19 protein-coding genes and 1 other RNA gene are annotated in these 20,102 nt (G+C 61.0%); 4 read left to right on the forward strand and 16 right to left on the reverse strand.

Annotated features, from left to right (window positions below; translation table 11 throughout):
* Positions 1-4: 4 nt before the first annotated feature.
* The 14 genes from HYI44_RS12490 to rsmI form a co-directional block, all read right to left on the reverse strand.
* A complete protein-coding gene (locus HYI44_RS12490; protein ID WP_122838791.1) occupies positions 5-961 on the reverse strand; it encodes a D-alanine--D-alanine ligase in 957 nt (318 codons plus the stop codon).
* On the reverse strand, positions 958-2,418 hold the full coding sequence (gene murC / locus HYI44_RS12495) for a UDP-N-acetylmuramate--L-alanine ligase (protein WP_122838790.1): 1,461 nt from the start codon (positions 2,416-2,418) through the stop codon (positions 958-960). The genes HYI44_RS12490 and murC overlap by 4 nt, the downstream gene beginning before the upstream one ends.
* Positions 2,411-3,481 (reverse strand): undecaprenyldiphospho-muramoylpentapeptide beta-N-acetylglucosaminyltransferase, encoded by a 1,071-nt coding sequence (gene murG / locus HYI44_RS12500; protein WP_122838789.1) that lies wholly within the window; start codon positions 3,479-3,481, stop codon positions 2,411-2,413. The genes murC and murG overlap by 8 nt, the downstream gene beginning before the upstream one ends.
* The gene (gene ftsW / locus HYI44_RS12505) at positions 3,471-4,688 is read right to left on the reverse strand and encodes a putative lipid II flippase FtsW (protein WP_045059289.1); all 1,218 of its coding nucleotides are present in this window, start codon (positions 4,686-4,688) and stop codon (positions 3,471-3,473) included. Before ftsW ends, murG begins: the two co-directional genes overlap by 11 nt.
* Positions 4,685-6,031 (reverse strand): UDP-N-acetylmuramoyl-L-alanine--D-glutamate ligase, encoded by a 1,347-nt coding sequence (gene murD / locus HYI44_RS12510; RefSeq protein WP_225569530.1) that lies wholly within the window; start codon positions 6,029-6,031, stop codon positions 4,685-4,687. The genes ftsW and murD overlap by 4 nt, the downstream gene beginning before the upstream one ends.
* Positions 6,032-6,036: 5 nt before the next feature.
* Positions 6,037-7,119 (reverse strand): phospho-N-acetylmuramoyl-pentapeptide-transferase, encoded by a 1,083-nt coding sequence (gene mraY, locus HYI44_RS12515; RefSeq protein WP_045059287.1) that lies wholly within the window; start codon positions 7,117-7,119, stop codon positions 6,037-6,039.
* The gene (locus HYI44_RS12520) at positions 7,119-8,486 is read right to left on the reverse strand and encodes a UDP-N-acetylmuramoyl-tripeptide--D-alanyl-D-alanine ligase (RefSeq protein WP_225569531.1); all 1,368 of its coding nucleotides are present in this window, start codon (positions 8,484-8,486) and stop codon (positions 7,119-7,121) included. Before HYI44_RS12520 ends, mraY begins: the two co-directional genes overlap by 1 nt.
* Positions 8,479-9,942 carry a UDP-N-acetylmuramoyl-L-alanyl-D-glutamate--2,6-diaminopimelate ligase gene (locus HYI44_RS12525; RefSeq protein ID WP_225569532.1) on the reverse strand — a complete coding sequence of 488 codons (1,464 nt, stop codon included), beginning with the start codon at positions 9,940-9,942 and terminating at the stop codon, positions 8,479-8,481. Before HYI44_RS12525 ends, HYI44_RS12520 begins: the two co-directional genes overlap by 8 nt.
* On the reverse strand, positions 9,942-11,681 hold the full coding sequence (locus HYI44_RS12530; protein WP_205940065.1) for a peptidoglycan D,D-transpeptidase FtsI family protein: 1,740 nt from the start codon (positions 11,679-11,681) through the stop codon (positions 9,942-9,944). Before HYI44_RS12530 ends, HYI44_RS12525 begins: the two co-directional genes overlap by 1 nt.
* Complete coding sequence (ftsL, locus tag HYI44_RS12535) at positions 11,681-11,974, reverse strand: cell division protein FtsL (protein WP_045059283.1); 294 nt, start codon at positions 11,972-11,974, stop codon at positions 11,681-11,683. The genes HYI44_RS12530 and ftsL overlap by 1 nt, the downstream gene beginning before the upstream one ends.
* Positions 11,971-12,918: a 16S rRNA (cytosine(1402)-N(4))-methyltransferase RsmH gene (gene rsmH, locus HYI44_RS12540; protein WP_412548483.1), complete on the reverse strand. Its 948-nt coding sequence runs from the start codon at positions 12,916-12,918 to the stop codon at positions 11,971-11,973. Before rsmH ends, ftsL begins: the two co-directional genes overlap by 4 nt.
* Entirely contained in the window at positions 12,915-13,370 is a 456-nt protein-coding gene (mraZ, locus tag HYI44_RS12545) for a division/cell wall cluster transcriptional repressor MraZ (RefSeq protein WP_008147486.1), read from the reverse strand. The genes rsmH and mraZ overlap by 4 nt, the downstream gene beginning before the upstream one ends.
* Before the next feature lie 355 nt (positions 13,371-13,725).
* An RNA gene (gene rnpB, locus HYI44_RS12550) (RNase P RNA component class A) lies at positions 13,726-14,079 on the reverse strand.
* Between the two features lie 76 nt (positions 14,080-14,155).
* Positions 14,156-15,061: a 16S rRNA (cytidine(1402)-2'-O)-methyltransferase gene (rsmI, locus tag HYI44_RS12555; protein ID WP_163019387.1), complete on the reverse strand. Its 906-nt coding sequence runs from the start codon at positions 15,059-15,061 to the stop codon at positions 14,156-14,158.
* A 176-nt stretch (positions 15,062-15,237) separates the two neighbouring features.
* Here rsmI and HYI44_RS12560 point away from each other — a divergent pair, with 176 nt between their 5' ends.
* The 4 genes from HYI44_RS12560 to HYI44_RS12575 all read left to right on the forward strand — a co-directional run bounded on the left by HYI44_RS12560 (position 15,238) and on the right by HYI44_RS12575 (position 18,684).
* On the forward strand, positions 15,238-17,049 hold the full coding sequence (locus tag HYI44_RS12560; protein ID WP_225569533.1) for a penicillin-binding protein activator: 1,812 nt from the start codon (positions 15,238-15,240) through the stop codon (positions 17,047-17,049).
* Positions 17,049-17,411: a YraN family protein gene (locus HYI44_RS12565; protein WP_045059279.1), complete on the forward strand. Its 363-nt coding sequence runs from the start codon at positions 17,049-17,051 to the stop codon at positions 17,409-17,411. Before HYI44_RS12560 ends, HYI44_RS12565 begins: the two co-directional genes overlap by 1 nt.
* Positions 17,412-17,515: 104 nt before the next feature.
* On the forward strand, positions 17,516-18,109 hold the full coding sequence (locus HYI44_RS12570; protein ID WP_045059278.1) for a phosphoheptose isomerase: 594 nt from the start codon (positions 17,516-17,518) through the stop codon (positions 18,107-18,109).
* On the forward strand, positions 18,106-18,684 hold the full coding sequence (locus HYI44_RS12575; RefSeq protein ID WP_122838782.1) for a BON domain-containing protein: 579 nt from the start codon (positions 18,106-18,108) through the stop codon (positions 18,682-18,684). Before HYI44_RS12570 ends, HYI44_RS12575 begins: the two co-directional genes overlap by 4 nt.
* Before the next feature lie 281 nt (positions 18,685-18,965).
* Here HYI44_RS12575 and HYI44_RS12585 read toward each other — a convergent pair whose 3' ends face one another.
* Together HYI44_RS12585 and HYI44_RS12590 are read right to left on the reverse strand one after the other, a co-directional pair.
* Complete coding sequence (locus HYI44_RS12585) at positions 18,966-19,379, reverse strand: ClpXP protease specificity-enhancing factor (protein ID WP_045059276.1); 414 nt, start codon at positions 19,377-19,379, stop codon at positions 18,966-18,968.
* Positions 19,380-19,395: 16 nt separating this feature from the next.
* Entirely contained in the window at positions 19,396-20,013 is a 618-nt protein-coding gene (locus HYI44_RS12590) for a glutathione S-transferase N-terminal domain-containing protein (protein ID WP_007905304.1), read from the reverse strand.
* Between the last annotated feature and the right edge of the window lie 89 nt (positions 20,014-20,102).

Genomic DNA, 20,102 nt, shown 5'->3' on the forward strand with positions numbered 1-20,102 from the left:
GGTATTAACCTCGCGGCTCTAGGCTGGCGGCCAAAATGGCCAGAACCAGTTGCTGGAAATCCAGACCGGCAGCACGGGCCGCCATCGGCACCAGGCTGTGATCGGTCATGCCCGGCGCGGTATTGACTTCGAGAAACCAGAACTGCCCATCGGCGTCCTGCATCACGTCTGCCCTGCCCCAACCGGCGATACCCAGCGCCTCACAGGCTTTCGCCGTGAGGTCGATCAATTCTTTCTCTTTGTTGCTGTCGAGCCCGCACGGGATCCGGTACTGGGTATCGGAGGCCACGTACTTGGCGTCGTAGTCGTAGAAGCTGTGCGGTGTGCCCAGGGCAATCGGAGGCAACACCTGGTCACGCAGGGTGGCGATGGTGAACTCCGGACCTTGAATCCATTGCTCGACCAACACTTGCGAATCGTAGGTACTGGCCGCTTTCCAGGCGTCGATCAACTCGGACGTGGAAGTCACTTTGGCCATGCCGATACTTGAACCTTCATGGGCCGGTTTGACGATCAAAGGGAAGCCCAGTTCCGTCGCTGCAGAAATACAATCGGCCTCGCTGCACAGTACGGCGTGACGTGGCGTCGGAATGCCGAGGCTGTGCCAGACCTGCTTGGTGCGCAACTTGTCCATGGCCAGCGCCGACGCGAGGATGCCACTGCCGGTGTACGGAATGCCCAGGCATTCGAGCAGGCCCTGCATGCTGCCGTCTTCACCGCCACGACCGTGGAGAATGATGAAGGCGCGGTCGATCTTTTCGCTCAGCAGGCGTTGCAACAAATCGTCGCCCACGTCGAGACCAAACGCATCCACCCCGGCGCTTTGCAGCGCCTCGAGCACGGCGTTACCCGATTTCAGGGAAACCTCGCGCTCGGCGCTCCGGCCACCGAACAGCACGGCCACCCGCCCGAAGTCTTTCGGCGCGATGGTGGAAAAGAGGTTGGCGTATGCAGCGGTCATTTCAACTTCCCCACGCTCGGCGCAGCAACGGCGCCAACGAATAACGGACTGTTCAGCAGTTTCGGGGCGAGGCCACCGATATCACCCGCGCCCTGGCACAGCAGGATGTCGCCGGCACGCAGCAGTGGCTTGACGATGGGTGCAAGGTCGACGCCGCGCTCGATGTAGATTGGGTCGAGCTGACCACGCTGGCGGATGCTGTTGCACAGCTTGCGGCTGTCGGCGCCCGGGATGGGTTCCTCACCGGCCGGATAAACTTCCATCAGCAGCAGCACGTTGGCGTCGGCCAGTACATTGACGAAATCGTCGTACAGGTCGCGGGTGCGGCTGTAGCGGTGCGGCTGGTAGACCATCACCAGACGGCGCTCCGGCCAGCCACCGCGCACGGCCTTGATCACGGCGGCGACTTCGGTCGGGTGGTGGCCGTAGTCATCCACCAGCATCACGTTGCCGCCGTCTACCGGCAGTTCGCCGTAAACCTGGAAGCGTCGGCCGACACCCTGGAACCCCGACAGGCCCTGGACGATGGCCTCGTCGCTGACGCCTTCGTCGGTGGCGATGCAGATGGTCGCCAGGGCGTTCAATACGTTGTGATTGCCCGGCATGTTCACCGAGACATCCAGCGGCTCGCGCTCAGGGCGCAGCACGGTGAAGAAAGTCTGCATGCCCTGCTGGCGCACATTGATCGCGCGCACGTCGCAGTCATCACCGAAGCCGTAGGTGACGGTCGGACGCTTGACCAGTGGAAGGATTTCGCGCACCACCGGATCGTCCAGGCACACTACCGCCAGACCGTAGAACGGCAGGTTGTGAAGGAACTCGACGAAGGTCTTCTTCAGCTTGTTGAAGTCGCCGTCGTAGGTCGCCATGTGATCGGCGTCGATGTTGGTGACCACGGCCACCAGCGGCTGCAAGTGCAGGAAACTGGCGTCGCTCTCATCGGCCTCGGCGATCAGGTACCGGCTGGTACCGAGCTGGGCATTGGTACCTGCTGCATTCAGACGACCGCCGATGACGAACGTCGGGTCCAGGCCACCTGCGGCGAACACCGAAGCGATCAGGCTGGTGGTGGTGGTTTTGCCATGGGTACCGGCGACGGCAATGCCGTGACGGTAGCGCATCAATTCAGCCAGCATTTCGGCGCGCGGCACCACCGGGATACGACGTTCCAGGGCAGTGGCGACTTCCGGGTTGGAGGTGTTCACGGCGCTCGAAGTGACCAGCACATCGGCCGTCGCGGCGTTCTCGGCGCGGTGGCCGATATAGATGTGGGCACCGAAGGATTCCAGGCGCTCGGTCACCGGCGATGCCTTCAGGTCGGAACCGGACACTTCATAACCCAGGTTCAACAACACTTCGGCAATACCGCACATGCCCACGCCGCCGATACCGACGAAGTGGATGCGACGGATGCGGCGCATCTCCGGATGAGGCATGGCTTTCTGATTCTCAACCATGGGCCACCTCCAGGCAGGTATCGACAACGTTACGGGTAGCATCTGGTTTGGCCAGGCGGCGGGCTGCGGTGGCCATGTCATTGAGTCGTTGCGGTTGCATCAGGACCTCTGTCAGGCGTGCGGCAAGATCCGCAGCGCCGGTCGTTCTTTGTGGCATCAGGAAGGCAGCGCCTTCACGGGCCAAATAATCGGCGTTGCGGGTCTGGTGATCGTCGATGGCATGGGGCAAAGGCACCAGCATCGAGGGCAGACCGGCGGCAGCCAGTTCACTGATGGTCAGCGCGCCAGCGCGGCACACCACCAGGTCGGCCCAGCCATAGGCTTGGGCCATGTCTTTGATGAAAGGCTGCACCTGCGCCTCGACGCCGGCAGCGCGATAGCGCTCTGCAGTCACTTGATCGTGGTTTTTGCCAGCCTGATGGAACACTTCCGGGCGCACGTCGGCAGCGACTTGGGCCAGGGCTTCAGGCAGCAACTTGTTCAATGGCTCTGCGCCCAGGCTTCCGCCCAGGATGAGCAAACGCGCTTTGCGACCGGCCAGGGCCGAACGCGGTGTTTCGAGGAACAGTTCGGTACGCACCGGGTTGCCAGTGGTGCGGCGGCTGTCCGACAGGGTAAAGGTGTCGGGGAAGGCTTCACACACCCGGGCGGCCAACGGCACCAGCAACCGATTGGCGGTACCGGCCACCGCGTTCTGCTCGTGAACGATCACTGGCACACCGGCCAGTTTGGCAGCAACACCACCAGGACCGGTCACATAGCCACCAAAGCCGACCACGCAGACCGGCTGCAGTTGGCGAATGATCGCCCGCGCCTGCCAGACCGACTTGAGCAACATGATCGGAGCCTTGAGCAGCGACAACTTGCCCTTGCCACGTAGACCACTGGCATTGATGCGGTGCAGCTCGATACCGGCCATCGGTACCAGTTCGTTCTCGATGCCACGCGGGGTGCCGAGCCAGTGCACGGTATAACCGCGGGCCTGGAACTCGCGTGCACAGGCCAGCGCCGGGAACACGTGGCCACCGGTGCCGCCCGCCATGATCAGCACGTTAGCGCCCATGGGTCGGCTCCTCGGCGAAGTCGCTTTCCTGGAATTCCATCTCTTCGCTGCCAAGATGGGTTCGACTCTCCCATTCGATGCGCAGCAGCAGGCCCAGGCACGCACAGCAGATCACCAGCGAGCTGCCGCCATAGCTGAGGAACGGCAGGGTCAGGCCCTTGGTAGGCAACAGGCCGACGTTCACGCCGATGTTGATCAGGAATTGACCGATCCACAGGAACGACAGGCCATAGGCGATGTAGGCGGCAAAGAACTGCTTGGCTTTTTCCGCCCAGTAACCGATGTACATCCCGCGCACACAGACGAAGGCAAACAGCGCAACCGTGAACAGCGAACCTACCGCACCGAGCTCTTCGGCCAGGACCGAGAACACGAAGTCGGTGTGGGCTTCCGGCAGGTAGAACTGCTTTTGCACGCTGTTGCCCAGGCCAACGCCCAGCCACTCGCCGCGACCGAAAGCGATCAACGCTTGGGACAGCTGGTAGCCGGCGCCAAACTGGTCAGCCCATGGGTCGGCAAAGTTGGTCAGGCGCGCCATCCGGTAAGGCTGCATCTGGATCAGCAGTACGACTGCGCCGACGGCCAGCAGCACCATCAGCAGGAAGCGGAACAACCCGACCCCGCCGAGAAACAGCATGGCCGCAGCGGCCCCCATCATCACGACGGTGGCACCGAAGTCCGGTTCCATCAGCAACAGGCCGGCCATCGGCAACAGCACGATGAACGGTTTGAAAAAGCCCATCCAGCTTTCACGTACTTCTTTCTGGCGCCGCACCAGGTAGCCGGCGAGGTAGATCACCACGAACACCTTGGCGATTTCGGAAGGCTGCACGTTGAAGAAGCTGAAGCCGATCCAGCGCATCGAACCGTTCACTTCACGGCCAATGCCGGGAATGATCACCATCACCAGCAAGCCGAACGCGCCAATCAGCATCAGCCAGCCCAGGCGCTGCCAGGTGGCGATCGGGATCATCATGGTGACGATGCAGGCGCCCAGGCCGAGCACCACATAGATCAGGTGGCGGATCATGTAATAGAGGGCGCTGCCCGACTGTACGGCAGCGACTTCGGTCGACGCCGAGGCAATCATCACCAGGCCCAGGCCCAGCAATGCCAGGCACCCGGCGAGCATCGGGAAGTCGAGATCGATGCCGCGCCCGGTAATGATCGGCGACGGGTACGGCTTGATGATATTAAGCAGGCTCATGCCAGATCCTCCACAGCGCGGACGAACTGGTGACCACGGTCTTCGTAATTCTTGAACATGTCGAAACTGGCGCAGGCCGGCGACAGCAGCACCACGTCACCTGGATGGGCGGCGGCGCGGCATTGTTCCACCGCCTCGACCAAAGACCCGACGCGGATCAGCGGCACACGGTCGCCAATGGCTGCACCGATTTTGTCGGAGTCACGGCCCATCAGGATCACGGCACGGCAGTTGGCCGCCACCGGATCGCGCAAGTCGGTGAATTCGGCCCCTTTGCCGTCGCCACCGGCGATCAGCACGACCTTACCGTCGATATCGGCGCCCAGGCCTTCGATCGCTGCCAGTGCGGCACCTACGTTAGTGGCTTTGGAGTCGTTGTAGTAGCCCACGCCATCCAGGTCGCGGACCCATTGGCATCGGTGTTCAAGGCCGGCGAAGGTGTGCAGGCTCGACAGCATGGCGTCGAACGGCAGGCCTACGGCGTGCCCCAGCGCCAATGCCGCCAGGGCGTTGGATTGATTGTGGGCACCGCGAATCTTCAACTCGCGCACCGGCATCAGGTTCTGAAATTCGAAGGCCAGGTACTTCTCGCCGTCTTCTTCGCGGATACCGAATGCCTTGAAATCAGGTTTGCTCAGGCCAAAGGTCCAGCATGGCTGGCCTTCGCCCATCAGCGGACGGCTCAGGGCATCCTGGCGGTTGACCACGAACTGGCGGGCGCCGCGGAAGATCCTGTGCTTGGCCAGGTGATAGGCCGGCAGGCCGCTGTAGCGGTCCATGTGGTCTTCGCTGACGTTGAGCACGGTCGCCACTTCAGCGCCGAGATTGTCGGTGGTTTCCAGCTGGAAGCTCGACAGTTCCATGACATACAGCTCGACGTCGTCGGCGAGCAGGTCCAGCGCAGGCGTGCCCAGGTTCCCGCCGACCGCCACGCGCTTGCCGGCCGCTGCGGCCATCTCGCCGACGAGGGTGGTGACGGTGCTTTTCGCGTTGGAACCACTGATGGCGACTATCGGTGCCTTCGCGTTACGCGCGAACAGCTCGATGTCACCGGACAATTTCACCCCACGGGCGGCGGCGGCTTGTAAAGCCGGGGTCGCCAGCGCCAGGCCGGGGCTCACGTAGAGCTCGTCGGCACGGCACAGGAACTCGACGTCAAGCTCGCCACAACGCACTTCCACGTGCGGATAGTCACGCTTGAGCGTGGCCAGTTCCGGTGGATTTTCCCGCGTGTCGGCGACAGCAAACGACGTGCCCCGGTTCGCCAGGAAGCGAACCAGGGACATGCCGCTCTTGCCGAGGCCGACAACGATGCGGAAGTGGTCAGAAGCGATCAGAGACACTCGTTCTACCTCAGCTTCAGGGTGGCAAGGCCAACCAGTACGAGAATCACGGTGATGATCCAGAATCGGACGATCACGCGCGGCTCGGGCCAGCCCTTGAGTTCAAAATGGTGGTGTATGGGTGCCATGCGGAACACCCGGCGGCCGGTCAACTTGAAGGAGGCCACCTGGATGACCACCGACAGGGTTTCCATCACGAACACACCGCCCATGATGAACAGGACGATTTCCTGACGGACGATGACCGCGATGGTGCCCAGGGCAGCGCCCAACGCCAGCGCGCCGACGTCACCCATGAAGACTTGTGCCGGATAGGTGTTGAACCAGAGGAAGCCCAGGCCCGCACCGATCAGCGCGCCGCAGAATACGATCAGTTCACCGGCACCCGGCACATAAGGAATCAGCAGGTATTCGGCGAATTTCACGTTACCCGACAGGTAGCAGAAGATCCCCAGCCCGCCACCGACCATCACGGTCGGCATGATCGCCAGGCCATCGAGACCGTCGGTCAGGTTGACCGCATTGCTCGAGCCGACGATGACGAAGTAGGTCAGGACAATGAAGCCTGCGCCCAATGGAATGCTGTAGTCCTTGAGCATCGGCAGGATCAGCGTGGTTTCCACAGGCGTGGTGGCGGTCATGAACAGGAAGATCGCCGCGCCCAGGCCGAATACCGACTGCCAGAAGTATTTCCAGCGGCTCGGCAGGCCACGGGAGTTTTTCTCGATCACCTTGCGGTAGTCATCCACCCAACCGATCGCGCCGAACAGCAGGGTCACCAGCAATACGGTCCAGACGTAGCGGTTGCTCAGGTCAGCCCAGAGCAAGGTGCTAACGCCGATCGAAGACAGGATCAGCGCGCCGCCCATGGTCGGGGTGCCCGACTTGGACAGGTGCGATTGCGGACCGTCGTTACGAACCGATTGGCCGATCTGACGCTTCTGCAGGGTACGAATCATCCACGGGCCATAGCACAGCGAAAGGACCAGCGCGGTCAGCACACCGAGAATCCCGCGCAGGGTCAGGTACTGGAAGACCGCGAAGCCTTTGTAGAACTGTTGCATGTACTCCGCTAGCAGCAGCAGCATTAATGTTTCTCCAAACTGGACCCGCACAAAGCGGCAACGATGTTTTCCATCGCAGCGCTGCGCGAGCCCTTGATCAAAATGGTGGTGTTGGTGTCTTGCTCGGCGCCGAGGGCCTGGATCAGTTCAGCCTGAGTGCTGAAGTGACGGGCGTGCTCGCCAAATGCGTTAACGGCGTGGGCCATCATTGGCCCAACAGCGTAAAGCGCGCTGACTTTGCCGCGGGCGTATTCGCCCACGTCGCGGTGTCCCTGCTCCGCCCAGTCACCCAACTCGCCGATATCCCCGAGCACCAGAACGGTGCGGCCGGAAAAGCCGGCGAGTATATCAACGGCGGCGCACATCGAGGTGGGGTTCGCGTTGTAAGTGTCATCGATAACGCGCATGCCGTTGCTGGCCAGCTGCGCAACGGTGCGCCCCTTGACCGGTTGCACCGCGCCGAGGCCGGTAGCGATGCCGGACAGGGATACACCCAGCGCATGGGCAGCGGCTGCGGCAGCCATGGCATTGGCGACGTTATGGGTGCCGAGCAGGTTCAGTTGAACACGCTCCACACCGTCGGGACCGTGCAAGTTGAACGCCGGACAGCCGCGAGCGTCGCGGTCCAGGTCACTGGCGTAGAAGTCGGCCGCGACATTGCTCAGGGCAAAGGTCAGTACTTTGCGACCGGCTGCGCGGGTCTTCCAGATTTCAAAAGCCTTGTCATCGAGATTGAGCACAGCGACGCCGTCGGCATCCAGCCCTTCGATAATCTCGCCCTTGGCCTCGACGATTTTTTCCGGCCCGCCAAACTCACCCACGTGGGCAGTCCCGGCGTTATTGAGCACGGCGACATGGGGCTTGGTCATCGCAACGGTGTAGGCAATTTCGCCGAGACGCGAAGCACCCAGTTCGATTACGGCAGCGGTATGTTCCGGCGCCAGTTCGAGCAAGGTCAGGGGGGCGCCCAGGTCGTTGTTCAGGTTGCCGCGGGTGGCCAGCACGGGGCCACGGGTGCGCAAGATGCTTGCAAGCATTTCCTTGACCGTGGTCTTGCCGCTGGAACCGGTAATGGCCGCCACGGGCTGGGTGAACGCGACACGGTTGATCGCGCCCAGTTGACCGAGGGCCTGGCGGGTGTCTTTGACCACCAGTTGCGCCAGCGGGCTGTCGGCGATTTCACGCTCGACCAATGCCGCTACTGCGCCTTTGGCGGCGACGTCATTGAGATAGTCATGCCCGTCAAACCGCGGACCGGTCAGAGCCACGAACAGCTGGCCCGGCTGGATCGCGCGGCTGTCGATGCTGACGCCGTTGAAGCTCGCATCGGCACTGACCAGGCGGGCGTTCAGCGCGCCGGTGAGTTCGCTCAATTTCAAGGCTTCAAGCATGGGCCACCTCCCATGCGGTCAGGGCGCGATCGGCCTCGACCAGATCGGAGAACGGCTGACGTTCGCCGTTTATTTCCTGATAGTCCTCGTGGCCTTTGCCCGCCAGCACGATGACGTCATCGGTCGAGGCGCCGGCAATCAGCTGGGCAATTGCCTGGCCACGACCGGCAACGAAGGTCACATTATCCACAGCGCTGAAACCGGCACGAATGTCGTCGAAGATCACCGAAGGGTCTTCGGTACGCGGGTTGTCATCGGTGACCAGCACGCCGTCCGCCAGACGTTCCACCACTTCAGCCATCAGCGGGCGCTTGCCGCGATCACGGTCACCGCCGCAGCCGAACAGGCACAACAGGCGCCCTTTGGCGTGCGGGCGCAGGGCCATCAATACTTTTTCCAACGCATCCGGTGTGTGGGCGTAATCGACCACCACCAACGGTTGAGTGCCGCCGCCCAGGCGCTGCATGCGACCGGCCGGGCCTTCGAGTTTCGGCAGCACTTTTAGAATTTCGTCGAGCGCGTAATCCAGGCCGAGCAAGGCGCCGACTGCGGCCAACACGTTGCTCAGGTTAAACCGGCCGAGCAATGTACTGCGCAAGTGATGCTCGCCCTGAGGCGTGACCAGCGTGGCGCGCACGCCTTCGTCGTCGAAATGCGCTTCACGGCAATAAAGGTAGGCGCGGGCGTCTTCGAGGCTATAGGTGATCAGTCGCGACTCGCGTTTGTCAGCGGCCAGCTGGCGGCCAAACTCGTCGTCGAGATTCACCACGCGGCATTTCAGGTCATTCCAGGCAAACAGCTTCGCCTTGGCTTCACCGTAAGCCTGCATGGTGCCGTGGTAATCGAGGTGATCGCGGGACAGGTTGGTCATCACCGCCACGTCGAACGCCAGGGCCGTCACTCGCCCCTGATCCAGGCCGTGGGAGGACACTTCCATGGCCACGGCCTTGGCCCCGGCTTTCTTCAAGTCGGCGAGGGTTGCCTGTACGGCTATCGGGTTTGGCGTCGTGTGCAGGCCGCTCTCCAAGCCGCCGTAGAAACCGCTGCCCAGGGTGCCAACAATGCCGCAGTGCTGACCGAGCAGGTCCAGGGCTTGCGCGACCAGTTGGGTAACGCTGGTCTTGCCGTTGGTGCCAGTGACGCCGATCAGGTTCAGGTGGCGGCTCGGGTCACCATAAAATCGCCCGGCGATGTCCGACAGCTGCGCTGCCAGGCCCTTGACCGGAATCAGCGGCACGTCAGTGATCGGCAGCACGGTGGCGCCTTCAACCTCATAGGCCACGGCGGCGGCGCCGCGCTGCAAGGCATCGCCGATGTGCGCACGGCCGTCGAACTTCCCGCCAGGCACGGCCAGGAACAGGTCGCCAGCCCGCACATTGCGGCTATCAAGGGTCAGTTCGCGGATCAGCAGATCACGACCGGCGTGGGCGAATATCTTGTTCAGACTTAGAGACATCAGCCGCGCCCTCCATTGGCTTTCAGCGGAACAGCCGGGGTGGCATTGGCCTGCTGGACCGGAGGCAGGTTGTCAGGAGTGATGTTCATCAGGCGCAAGGTCCCGGACATCACTTTGCTGAACACCGGCGCCGATACCAGGCCGCCGAAGTAACCGGCTTTGCTTGGTTCATCGATGACTACAACGATTGCGTAACGCGGGTCGCTCATCGGGCCGAAGCCGGCGAACAGCGAACGGTAGGAATTCTCGGCATAGCCCTTGGTGCCCACCGAGGTTTTACGCGCAGTACCCGACTTGCCGCCCACGTGATAAGCCGGGACCTGTGCACGGAACACGCCGCGCGGGGCTTCGATCACTTGTTGCAGCATGGTCTGCATGGTCTTCGCGACTGTCTCGGGCAATACCTGGGTGGTCTGTGGCGCCTTGTCGGTCTTGATCAGGGTCAGCGGCGCCAGGCGACCGTTGTTGGCCAGCGCCGAAAACGCGTGCACCAACTGGATCGCGGTCACGGAAATACCGTAGCCGTACGACAACGTGGCGGTTTCAGCCTTGCGCCATTCGCGGTAGTTCGGCAGGTTGCCGACGCGCTCGCCCGGAAATCCCAGCCCGGTGTCCTGGCCGAGGCCGACTTTCTGCGCCAGGCGGAAAATGGTTTCGCCGCCAATGTCGAAGGCGATCTTGCTCATGCCGACGTTACTGGAGTTGATCAGGATGCCGGTCAGATCGAGTACCGGGCCCTCGGACTTGGATACGTCCTTGATGGTGTATTTACCGATCTGCAAGGTGCCTGGATAGACCTCAACGGTATCGGTCGGTTTCCAGCGCCCGGATTCAATCGCGGCGCTCATGGAAATCGCTTTCATGGTCGAACCCGGCTCGAACACGTCGATCATTGCGCGGTTGCGCATCATCGCCGGCTGCAGGTTGCGACGGTTGTTCGGGTTGTATGTTGGCTGGTTGACCATGGCGAGGATTTCGCCCGTCTTCACATCCATGATCACCAGGCTGCCGGCCTTGGCGCCATTCTCGATGATTGCGTTGCGCAGCTCGCGGTTGGCCAGGTATTGCAGGCGCAGGTCAATGGACAACGCCAAGGGCTTGCCGGCCTTGGCGTTTTTGGTGACCTGTACATCCTTGATCAGTCGGCCGCGCCGGTCCTTGATGACCTGGCGCTTGCCCGGGACACCGGCGAGCCATTCGTCATAGGCCAGCTCGACACCTTCGCGCCCGTGGTCGTCGATATCGGTAAACCCGACCATGTGCGCGGTGACTTCACCGGCAGGATAAAAACGCCGGAACTCTTCGATGCCATAGACGCCGGGTACTTTCAGGTCGAGTACCGATTGCCCCTGCTCCGGGGTCAGGCCACGCACCAGGTAGATGAATTCCTTGTTCGCCTGGGCTTCGAGACGCTCGCTCAGGGCTTTCGGGTCCTGGCCCAGAGCCGCTGCCAGTGCTGGCCACTTTTCTTTGGCCAGTTGCATTTCCTTGGCGTTGGCCCACAGCGTGGTGACCGGCGTACTGACGGCCAAAGGCTCGCCGTTACGGTCGGTGATCAGACCACGGTGAGCCGGAATGGGAATGTGACGAACGCTGCGCGCATCGCCCTGGCCTTTAAGGAACGCACGATCAACGATTTGCAGGTCAATGATACGCCAGCAGATCGCCGCGACCATGACGCCGAGCAAGCCCAGTACCAGGCGAAACCGCCATGGGAACAGTGCGCCCTCGAGTTTCATCATGGCGCCACCATTTGCACTTCAGCTGCGCCGGGAATGCGCATCTTCAGTTGCTCGGAGGCCAGAACTTCGATTCGGCTGTGTGCGGTCCAGGTACTCTGCTCGAGAATCAGCCGCCCCCACTCCGCCTGCGCCTTGTCGCGCACGCTCAATTCGTTGTACAGCGAGTTCAGCAACTGGCGGTTCCAGTGGGCACTGTAGGACACGCCGATAGCCGACACGAGCACGCCGACAAATAGCAGCAGCATGAAAAAGCTTCCGCCGGGAAGTGGCTTGGCGAAAAGCTTGCTCACCGCAACTTCTCCGCGACACGCATGACGGCGCTACGGGAACGTGGGTTGGCTTTGAGTTCGGCCTCGGAGGCGGACTGCGCTTTGCCATGGACTTTGATTTTAGGTTCGAAGGCCACATGCCGCACCGGCAGGTTGCGCGGCAGGTTGTCCGCTTCGCCTTTCACCAGCTTGCGCATGAAGAGCTTGACGATGCGGTCTTCCAGGGAGTGAAAGCTGATCACCACCAGGCGGCCGCCGATTTCCAGGCACTCCAGGGCGGCTTCGAGGCCAGCCTCCAGGTCGCCCAGCTCGTTGTTGACGTGGATACGCAAGCCCTGGAAAGCACGGGTGGCCGGGTTCTTACCCTTCTCCCATGCCGGGTTGGCGACTTTCAGGACTTCAGCCAGGTCACCGGTGCGCTCGAATGGCTTGATATCGCGACGTTCAGCGACCGCGCGAGCCATGCGTCCGGAAAAACGTTCCTCGCCGTATTCCTTGAACACCCGGGCAATCTCTTCCACCGGCGCGGTGTTGACGAACTCGGCAGCGCTGATCCCTCGCGAAGGATCCATGCGCATGTCCAACGGGCCGTCGTTGAGGAAACTGAAACCGCGCTCAGGGTCGTCAAGTTGCGGGGAGGACACCCCGAGGTCCAGCAGAATGCCGCTGACCTTGCCGGCCAGGTCGCGCTCGGCCACTTCCGAGCCCAACTCGGCAAAGCTGCGCTGCACAACGACAAAGCGGCCGTCTTCGGCCGCCAGCGTTTGCCCGGTGGCAATCGCTTGAGGATCTTTGTCGAATCCCAGCAACCGGCCATCGGGACCCAGCTGGCTGAGGATCAAACGGCTGTGTCCGCCGCGTCCGAACGTACCGTCCAGATAGCAGCCATCAGGACGTACGGCGAGAGCCTCCACGGCTTCGTCAAGCAGTACGGTGATGTGGTTGAAGCCGCTATCAATAGTCACAGAATTAAATCACGCAGTTCATCAGGCATAGCGCCCGGTTGTTGAATAGCAGCCAGGTCAGCGGCAGAAACCGCATCCCAGGCATCCTCGTCCCATAATTGGAACTTGTTCAGTTGGCCTACCAACATCGCGCGCTTATCCAACTTGGCATATTCACGCAGACGCGGCGGAACCAGAAAACGACCACTGCCATCGAGCTCGAGGTCGACGGCGTTACCGATCAGTAAACGTTGCAGGCGGCGGTTTTCTTCGCGAAGCGAAGGCAGTGCGCGCAATTTGGTTTCAATAATTTCCCACTCATCGAGGGGGTAGACACACAAACAGGGATCAACGGCATCGATCGTGACGATTAACTGCCCGGAACTACGCGAAACGAGCTCGTCGCGATACCGGCTCGGCATAGCGAGACGGCCTTTTGCGTCGAGACTGATAGCGTTAGCTCCGCGAAACACGTCAGCGTTTCTCCAAATTTTAGCGTTTTGAGCTCAAAAAACCCACTTCATGCCACTTTCCGCCACTTGCGCACACTATAGGAATGCGGCTACCACACCGTCAAGGCGCGCAGTAAAGGAAAAGTCTTACATAACTGTGATTTAGGAGCGCAAAAGGGGGGGCAACGAGAATCTGACGCATAATCTTGCTCAATAACTTGAACCAGCACTGAAGGCTGCGCCCGGAAGTTAAAGTAGTTTGTTAAGAGTAAGATTTTTTTGGTATTACGAAAGTGCTTCTGCTGAGGTTTCTGTAAGGAGGAAAAGCGTTACTGCCTGCGCCCTGTCCAATGCTGCAAACAGGGAGGGGAAAAAGGTGGAGAGTCGATCTGTAAGCCGGGTTCTGTCTTGAACAGTCATTCGTCTACGATGGCCATCACTGGACATCTTTAGCAACCTACCCGGTCCCAGCGCGGGCCACGCCTTGGGACCCTATTTGGTCTTGCTCCAAGTGGGGTTTACCTAGCCACGAACTGTTGCCAGACGTGCGGTGCGCTCTTACCGCACCTTTTCACCCTTACCGGCGCCGAAGCGCTTAGGCGGTTATTTTCTGTGGCACTTTCCGTAGGCTCACGCCTCCCAGGCATTACCTGGCACTTCGCCCTATGGAGCCCGGACTTTCCTCCCCCCCCTAATTTTCATAGAGGGCAGCGACTGTCCGATCGACTCTCCGCCGAGAAGGTTAACGGGACAGCGACCGAAGAACAAGCGCTAAAAGCCTTTGGCCACTCCTGCGCGTCGGGTTTTCACTCGCCTTTCTGTTTATCCAGCGCAACCTGATACAACACATTCTTGCGTTCACCGGTGATTTGCGCAGCCAGTGCGGCGGCACGCTTGAGCGGCATTTCTTCGAGCAGAAGATTGAGGATGCGCATGGCCTCGCTGCTGACTGCCTCTTCGGTTTCAGGCACGGACCAACCTGCCACCAGCACCACGCACTCGCCCCGCTGCTGATTACTGTCGGACTCGACGAACTCGCGCAACTCGGCCAGGGGCAGCCCCTTGAGGGTTTCGAACGTCTTGGTGATCTCCCGGGCCAGCAAGGCCGGACGCTCACCACCAAACACCAGCTCCATATCCTGCAGACACTCCAGGATACGGTGTGGCGCTTCATAGAAAATCAAGGTGCGCGGCTCTTCCTTGACCAGCTCCAGGCGGGCCCGGCGCCCTACTGCCTTGGCGGGCAGGAACCCTTCAAAGATGAAGCGGTCCGACGGCAGGCCCGCAGCCGACAATGCCGCAATCAATGCACAGGCACCCGGCACTGGCACTACATTAATGCCCGCCGCGCGTGCCTGGCGCACCAGGTGATAGCCCGGATCGGAAATCAACGGCGTGCCGGCATCGGATATCAACGCCACATCATCGCCCGCCAGCAACCGGGTAATAAAGCGGCTACCTTCATCCCGTTCGTTGTGCTCATGACAGGCCGCCAGCGGCGTTGGAATGCCAAAGTGCTGCATCAGGCGCTGGGAGTGCCGGGTATCTTCGGCGGCAATCAAGGCCACATCACGGAGGATCTTCAGGGCGCGCGCACTGATGTCGTCCAGGTTGCCGATGGGCGTCGCCACCACATAAAGCGAGCCAGCAGCGGAATTCAAAGCACCTGGAGCAGTCAAAGCGCACACCTCATGATCGTTAAAAGTCGCCATTGTAGCGCGTAGCGTCGTCGGCGACAGGCGTCTGCCACTGCAGGTTTTCCTGCCTTCGGTGCCTTGCTGCAACATTTGCATGAGCTAAATTGATCGATTCACGCCAGTAACATCGCGCCCCGGCCAGTGCTTGGGTACAATTCCACGCTAATTTGATCGAGTATCAGGAACACTACATGATCGCTTGCCTGCGGCTGTTCACTGCCCTCTGCCTCGCTGCCTTGCTGGCGGCCTGCGCCAGCTCGCCCTCCTCCAGCCTTGGCGACCTTCCACGGACTCCGGATGCCAGTATCGAGCAACTGCTCGAGCAGGCTTCCCAGAGCAAAGACCCGGAAAAAGCTGCGCTGTTGCGCCTGAGCGCCGCCGACCTTGCCTATCGCCAGGGTAACGCCGGCCAATCGGCGCAAATCCTCCAGCAAGTACCGGTGGAACAACTCAAGCCTGGACAGCAGGTGTTCGCCAGCACGCTGGCCGCAGAACTGGCGATGGTGCGCAATCAGCCCAAGGCAGCACTGACTGCATTGAGCCATCCGAGCCTGCAGCGCCTGAGCGAACTGCCGATCGAGCAACAGGTGCGTACCGGCACCGTGCATGCCCGCGCGCTTGAAGCCGACGGACAGGCATTGGCGGCTGCACGGGAGCGCATTTTCATCGCGCCCATGCTCGAAGGCGAAGCCGCCGGCAAGAACCATGAAGCGATCTGGACCCTGATCGCTTCGCTGCCAACCGACCAACTGCAGCCCACCTCCACCGATGACCTCGGCGGCTGGATGAGCCTGGCGCTGGCCGTGAAGACCGCGGGCACCCTGGAGCAACAGCAGGCCGCGATCGACAACTGGCGCGCCCAGAACCCCAAGCACCCGGCAGCCATCCAGCTGCCAATCCCCCTGACCAAGCTCAAGGAACTGGCCAGCCAGCCCCTGGGCAAGATCGGCCTGCTGTTGCCACAGGACGGCCCGCTGGCCGCTGTCGGCAAGGCGCTGCGCGAAGGCTTCATGGCCGCGCACTACCAGGCACAGCAAGCCGGCCAGAATCCGCCGGCCATCGAATTCTATGACAGCTCGCGCCTGACCTCCCTGGACGAGTTCTATCGCAAGGCCCAGGCCGACGGCGTGCAACTGGTCGTGGGGCCACTGGAAAAGCCGCTGGTCAAACAACTCAGCACTCGTGCGCAACTGCCGATCACCACCCTGGCCCTGAATTACAGTGAAGGCACCCAGGGTCCGGCCCAACTGTTCCAGTTTGGGCTTGCAGCCGAAGACGAAGCCCGGGAAGTCTCCCGCCGCGCTCGCGCCGACGGCCTGACCCGCGCCGCCATCATGGTGCCCAAAGGCGAGTGGGGCGACCGTGTACTGCGAGCGTTCAGCCAGGACTGGCAAGCCAACGGCGGCAGCATCGTCGCCACCGAACGCGTTGACCAGCCGGTGCAACTGGCCCAGCAGATTGCCGACATGTTCCAGCTGCGTCAGAGCGAAGGTCGTGCCAAGAGCCTGCAAACCACGATAGGTTCGCAGGTCGCCGCCCAGCCTTCGCGTCGCCAGGACATCGAGTTCATCTTCCTGGCGGCAACTCCGCAGCAAGCCCAGCAGATCAAGCCGACCCTGAACTTCCAGTACGCGGGTGACGTGCCGGTCTACGCCACGTCCCACGTGTACAGTGCCAGCGGCGATGTGAACCAATACAACGATATGAATGGCGTGCGGTTCTGCGAAACCCCATGGTTGCTGGACGTCAACGATCCGCTGCGCAAACAGGTTACCGCTCAATGGCCACAAGCCGCCGGCAGCCTGGGACGCCTGTATGCGATGGGCGCCGATGCCTACCGCCTGGCACCTCGCCTGGGGCAGCTCAAGGCTTTGCCGGACAGCCGCATCGAGGGTGAGTCGGGCAGCCTGGGCATGACTCAGAACCAGCGCGTCGAACGTCAGTTGCCGTGGGCGCAGTTCGTCAATGGCCAGGTCCAGCGCCTGCCGGACACCTCGCGCTGATGCCCGAGAGGACACGCCGACAAAGCGGTCAGGATGCCGAGCGCCATGCGCTCGAGCATCTGCAACAACAGGGTCTGCGCCTGCTGGCGCAGAACTGGTTATGTAAACGCGGCGAGCTTGATCTGGTCATGCTCGATGGCGATACAGTAGTATTCGTTGAAGTCCGCTACAGAAAAAACACTCAATGGGGTGGCGCGCTCGATAGCATCGATGAGCGCAAACGGCAGAAGCTGATTTTTGCCGCGCAGTATTTTCTTCAGCGCGAGTCGCGCTGGGCCAATTCCCCTTGCCGTTTCGACGTGATTGCCATCGACAGCAATCTCGATCAGTTGAACTGGTTGCAAAATGCCTTCGACAGCTGATCGATTGCGCGCTGAACCGCACACTTCCACCCAACACTTTTGCTCTTTGCTTTGCGGGCTGCACATTCCTGTGCCAGGTAGCCGCGCTAATTAAGGTCACACAGATGGACATGCAATCCCGAATTCGCCAGCTTTTTCAGGCCAGTATCGACACCAAGCAAATGGCGATGGACGTACTTGCACCGCACATCGAGCAAGCCAGCCAGGTGATGGTCAACGCCCTGCTCAACGAGGGCAAGATGCTGTCCTGCGGCAACGGCGGCTCTGCTGGTGACGCCCAGCATTTTTCCTCGGAGCTGCTCAACCGCTTCGAACGCGAGCGCCCCAGCCTGCCAGCCATTGCGCTGACCACCGACAGCTCGACGATCACCTCGATCGCCAATGACTACAGCTATAACGAAATCTTCTCCAAGCAGATCCGCGCCTTGGGCCAACCAGGCGACGTATTGCTGGCGATTTCGACCAGCGGCAACTCGGCCAATATTATTCAAGCGATCCAGGCCGCACATGATCGCGAAATGATTGTCGTAGCAATGACGGGCCGCGACGGTGGTGGCATGGCATCACTGCTTCTGCCCGAGGACGTCGAGATCCGCGTCCCGGCCAACGTCACTGCACGTATTCAGGAAGTCCACCTGCTGGCGATCCATTGCCTCTGCGACTTGATCGACAGCCAACTGTTCGGGAGTGAAGAATGACCCCTAATCGCCTAGGCCTGATGGCCCTGACACTATGCCTCGGTATCAGCGGCTGCACTTCGGTGGTTAACGCCAGCCGTGAGGCGCCGATTAATGATGACCGCGGGACCCGCACCTTCGGCAGCAAGATCGATGACACCCTGATCGAAACCAAGGTCGGCGTGAACATCGCCAAGGCCGACCCCGCCCTGGACAACGATTCGCACATCGTAGTCACCAGCTTCAACGGCGTGGTATTGCTGGCCGGGCAAACGCCTACCGCAGACCTGAAGGCCAAGGCCGAACAGGCCGCCTCTTCGGTCCAGCGCGTGAAGACAGTGCATAACGAACTGCAGGTACTGCCACCTTCAGGCTTCCTCGCTCGCCAGAACGACACCTGGCTGACCTCCAAGATCAAGACCCAGATGCTGACCGATGCGAGCATTCCGGGCTCGCGCATCAAGGTTGTCACCGAGAATGGCATCGTCTACCTGCTGGGCCTGCTGACCAAGCAGGAAGCGGCCCAGGCGACCAATCTGGTGCAAGGCGTGTCTGGCGTGCAGAAGATTGTCAAATTGTTCGAGTACATCGATTGATGCGCCACGATCTGTAGGAGCTGTCGAGTGAAACGAGGCTGCGATCTTTTGATTTTTGGAAAAATCAAAATCAAAAGATCGCAGCCTTCGGCAGCTCCTACGGGTTTGAGAGTGGTGAAGTAATAAAAAAGGCGATCCATCCGGATCGCCTTTTTTATTACTTCACCACCTTCAAACTCGGCCTTCCGCTTGGTCGCGGCGGCTCGCTGTCGGGCGGCGGAACATCGNTTTGAGAGTGGTGAAGTAATAAAAAAGGCGATCCATCCGGATCGCCTTTTTTATTACTTCACCACCTTCAAACTCGGCCTTCCGCTTGGTCGCGGCGGCTCGCTGTCGGGCGGCGGAACATCGTCATCCGGCTCGATCTCTTCCTCGTCTTCCATAGGCGATTCCAGATCAAACACCATGCCCTGACCGTTCTCCCGAGCGTAAATGCCCAGGATCGATGCGATAGGCACGTACAGGGTGTGCGGCACGCCACCGAAGCGCCCTTCGAAGCTGACCGCTTCGTTGTCCATGTGCAAATGCCGCACGGCTGCCGGCGATACGTTCAGGACAATCTGTCCTTCACTGGCAAAACCCTGAGGCACCTGCACCGATGGGTACTCGGAATTGACCAGCATGTGCGGGGTGCAATCGTTATCTACAATCCACTCATAGAGCGCGCGGACCAGATAAGGTCGACTGGAGTTCATAGCGGCTCCTTAAGCCTTAGCGCATATCGCGTTCGACACCAGACAGACTCGCCTGGAAAGCCTCACGCGCAAACGAGCGCTCCATATAATCAAGCAGCGGCTTCGCAGGCCGCGGCAATTCAATACCCAGAATCGGCAAGCGCCAGAGTATTGGTAATAGGCAGCAATCCACCAGACTTTGTTCCTCACTGAGGAAAAACGGCTTGTCCGCGAACAGCGGCGACACGCCTGTCAGGCTCTCGCGCAGCTCCTTGCGGGCCACGACGCGGGCTGCTTCCTTGGTCCGCGAATCCAGGATCAGATCCACCAGGCCACACCAGTCACGCTGGATACGATGGATCAGCAGACGGCTGTTGGCACGCGCCACGGGATAAACCGGCAGTAGCGGCGGGTGCGGGTAACGCTCATCCAGATATTCCATCACCACGGTCGATTCCCACAACGCCAGGTCACGATCAACCAGGGTGGGCAAACTCCCGTAAGGGTTCACTTCGATCAGTTTAGGCGGCTGGCGACCCGCTTCCACATAAATGATCTCGGCGCTGACACCCTTCTCTGCGAGTACGATGCGTACCCGGTGGGAATAGTGGTCGGCGGGGTCGGAGTAACAGGCCAACCGATTGGTCACGCCCATGGCGGTCCTCCTCGCTTGTTGAAATTTCGAAAGCGGAAAAAACGAGCGCGCCCAGAGGGCGCCTCTCCGTAACCTCTGGATAACCAGAT

This window comes from Pseudomonas sp. Y24-6, from assembly GCF_020295325.1.
GTDB lineage: Bacteria > Pseudomonadota > Gammaproteobacteria > Pseudomonadales > Pseudomonadaceae > Aquipseudomonas > Aquipseudomonas gregormendelii.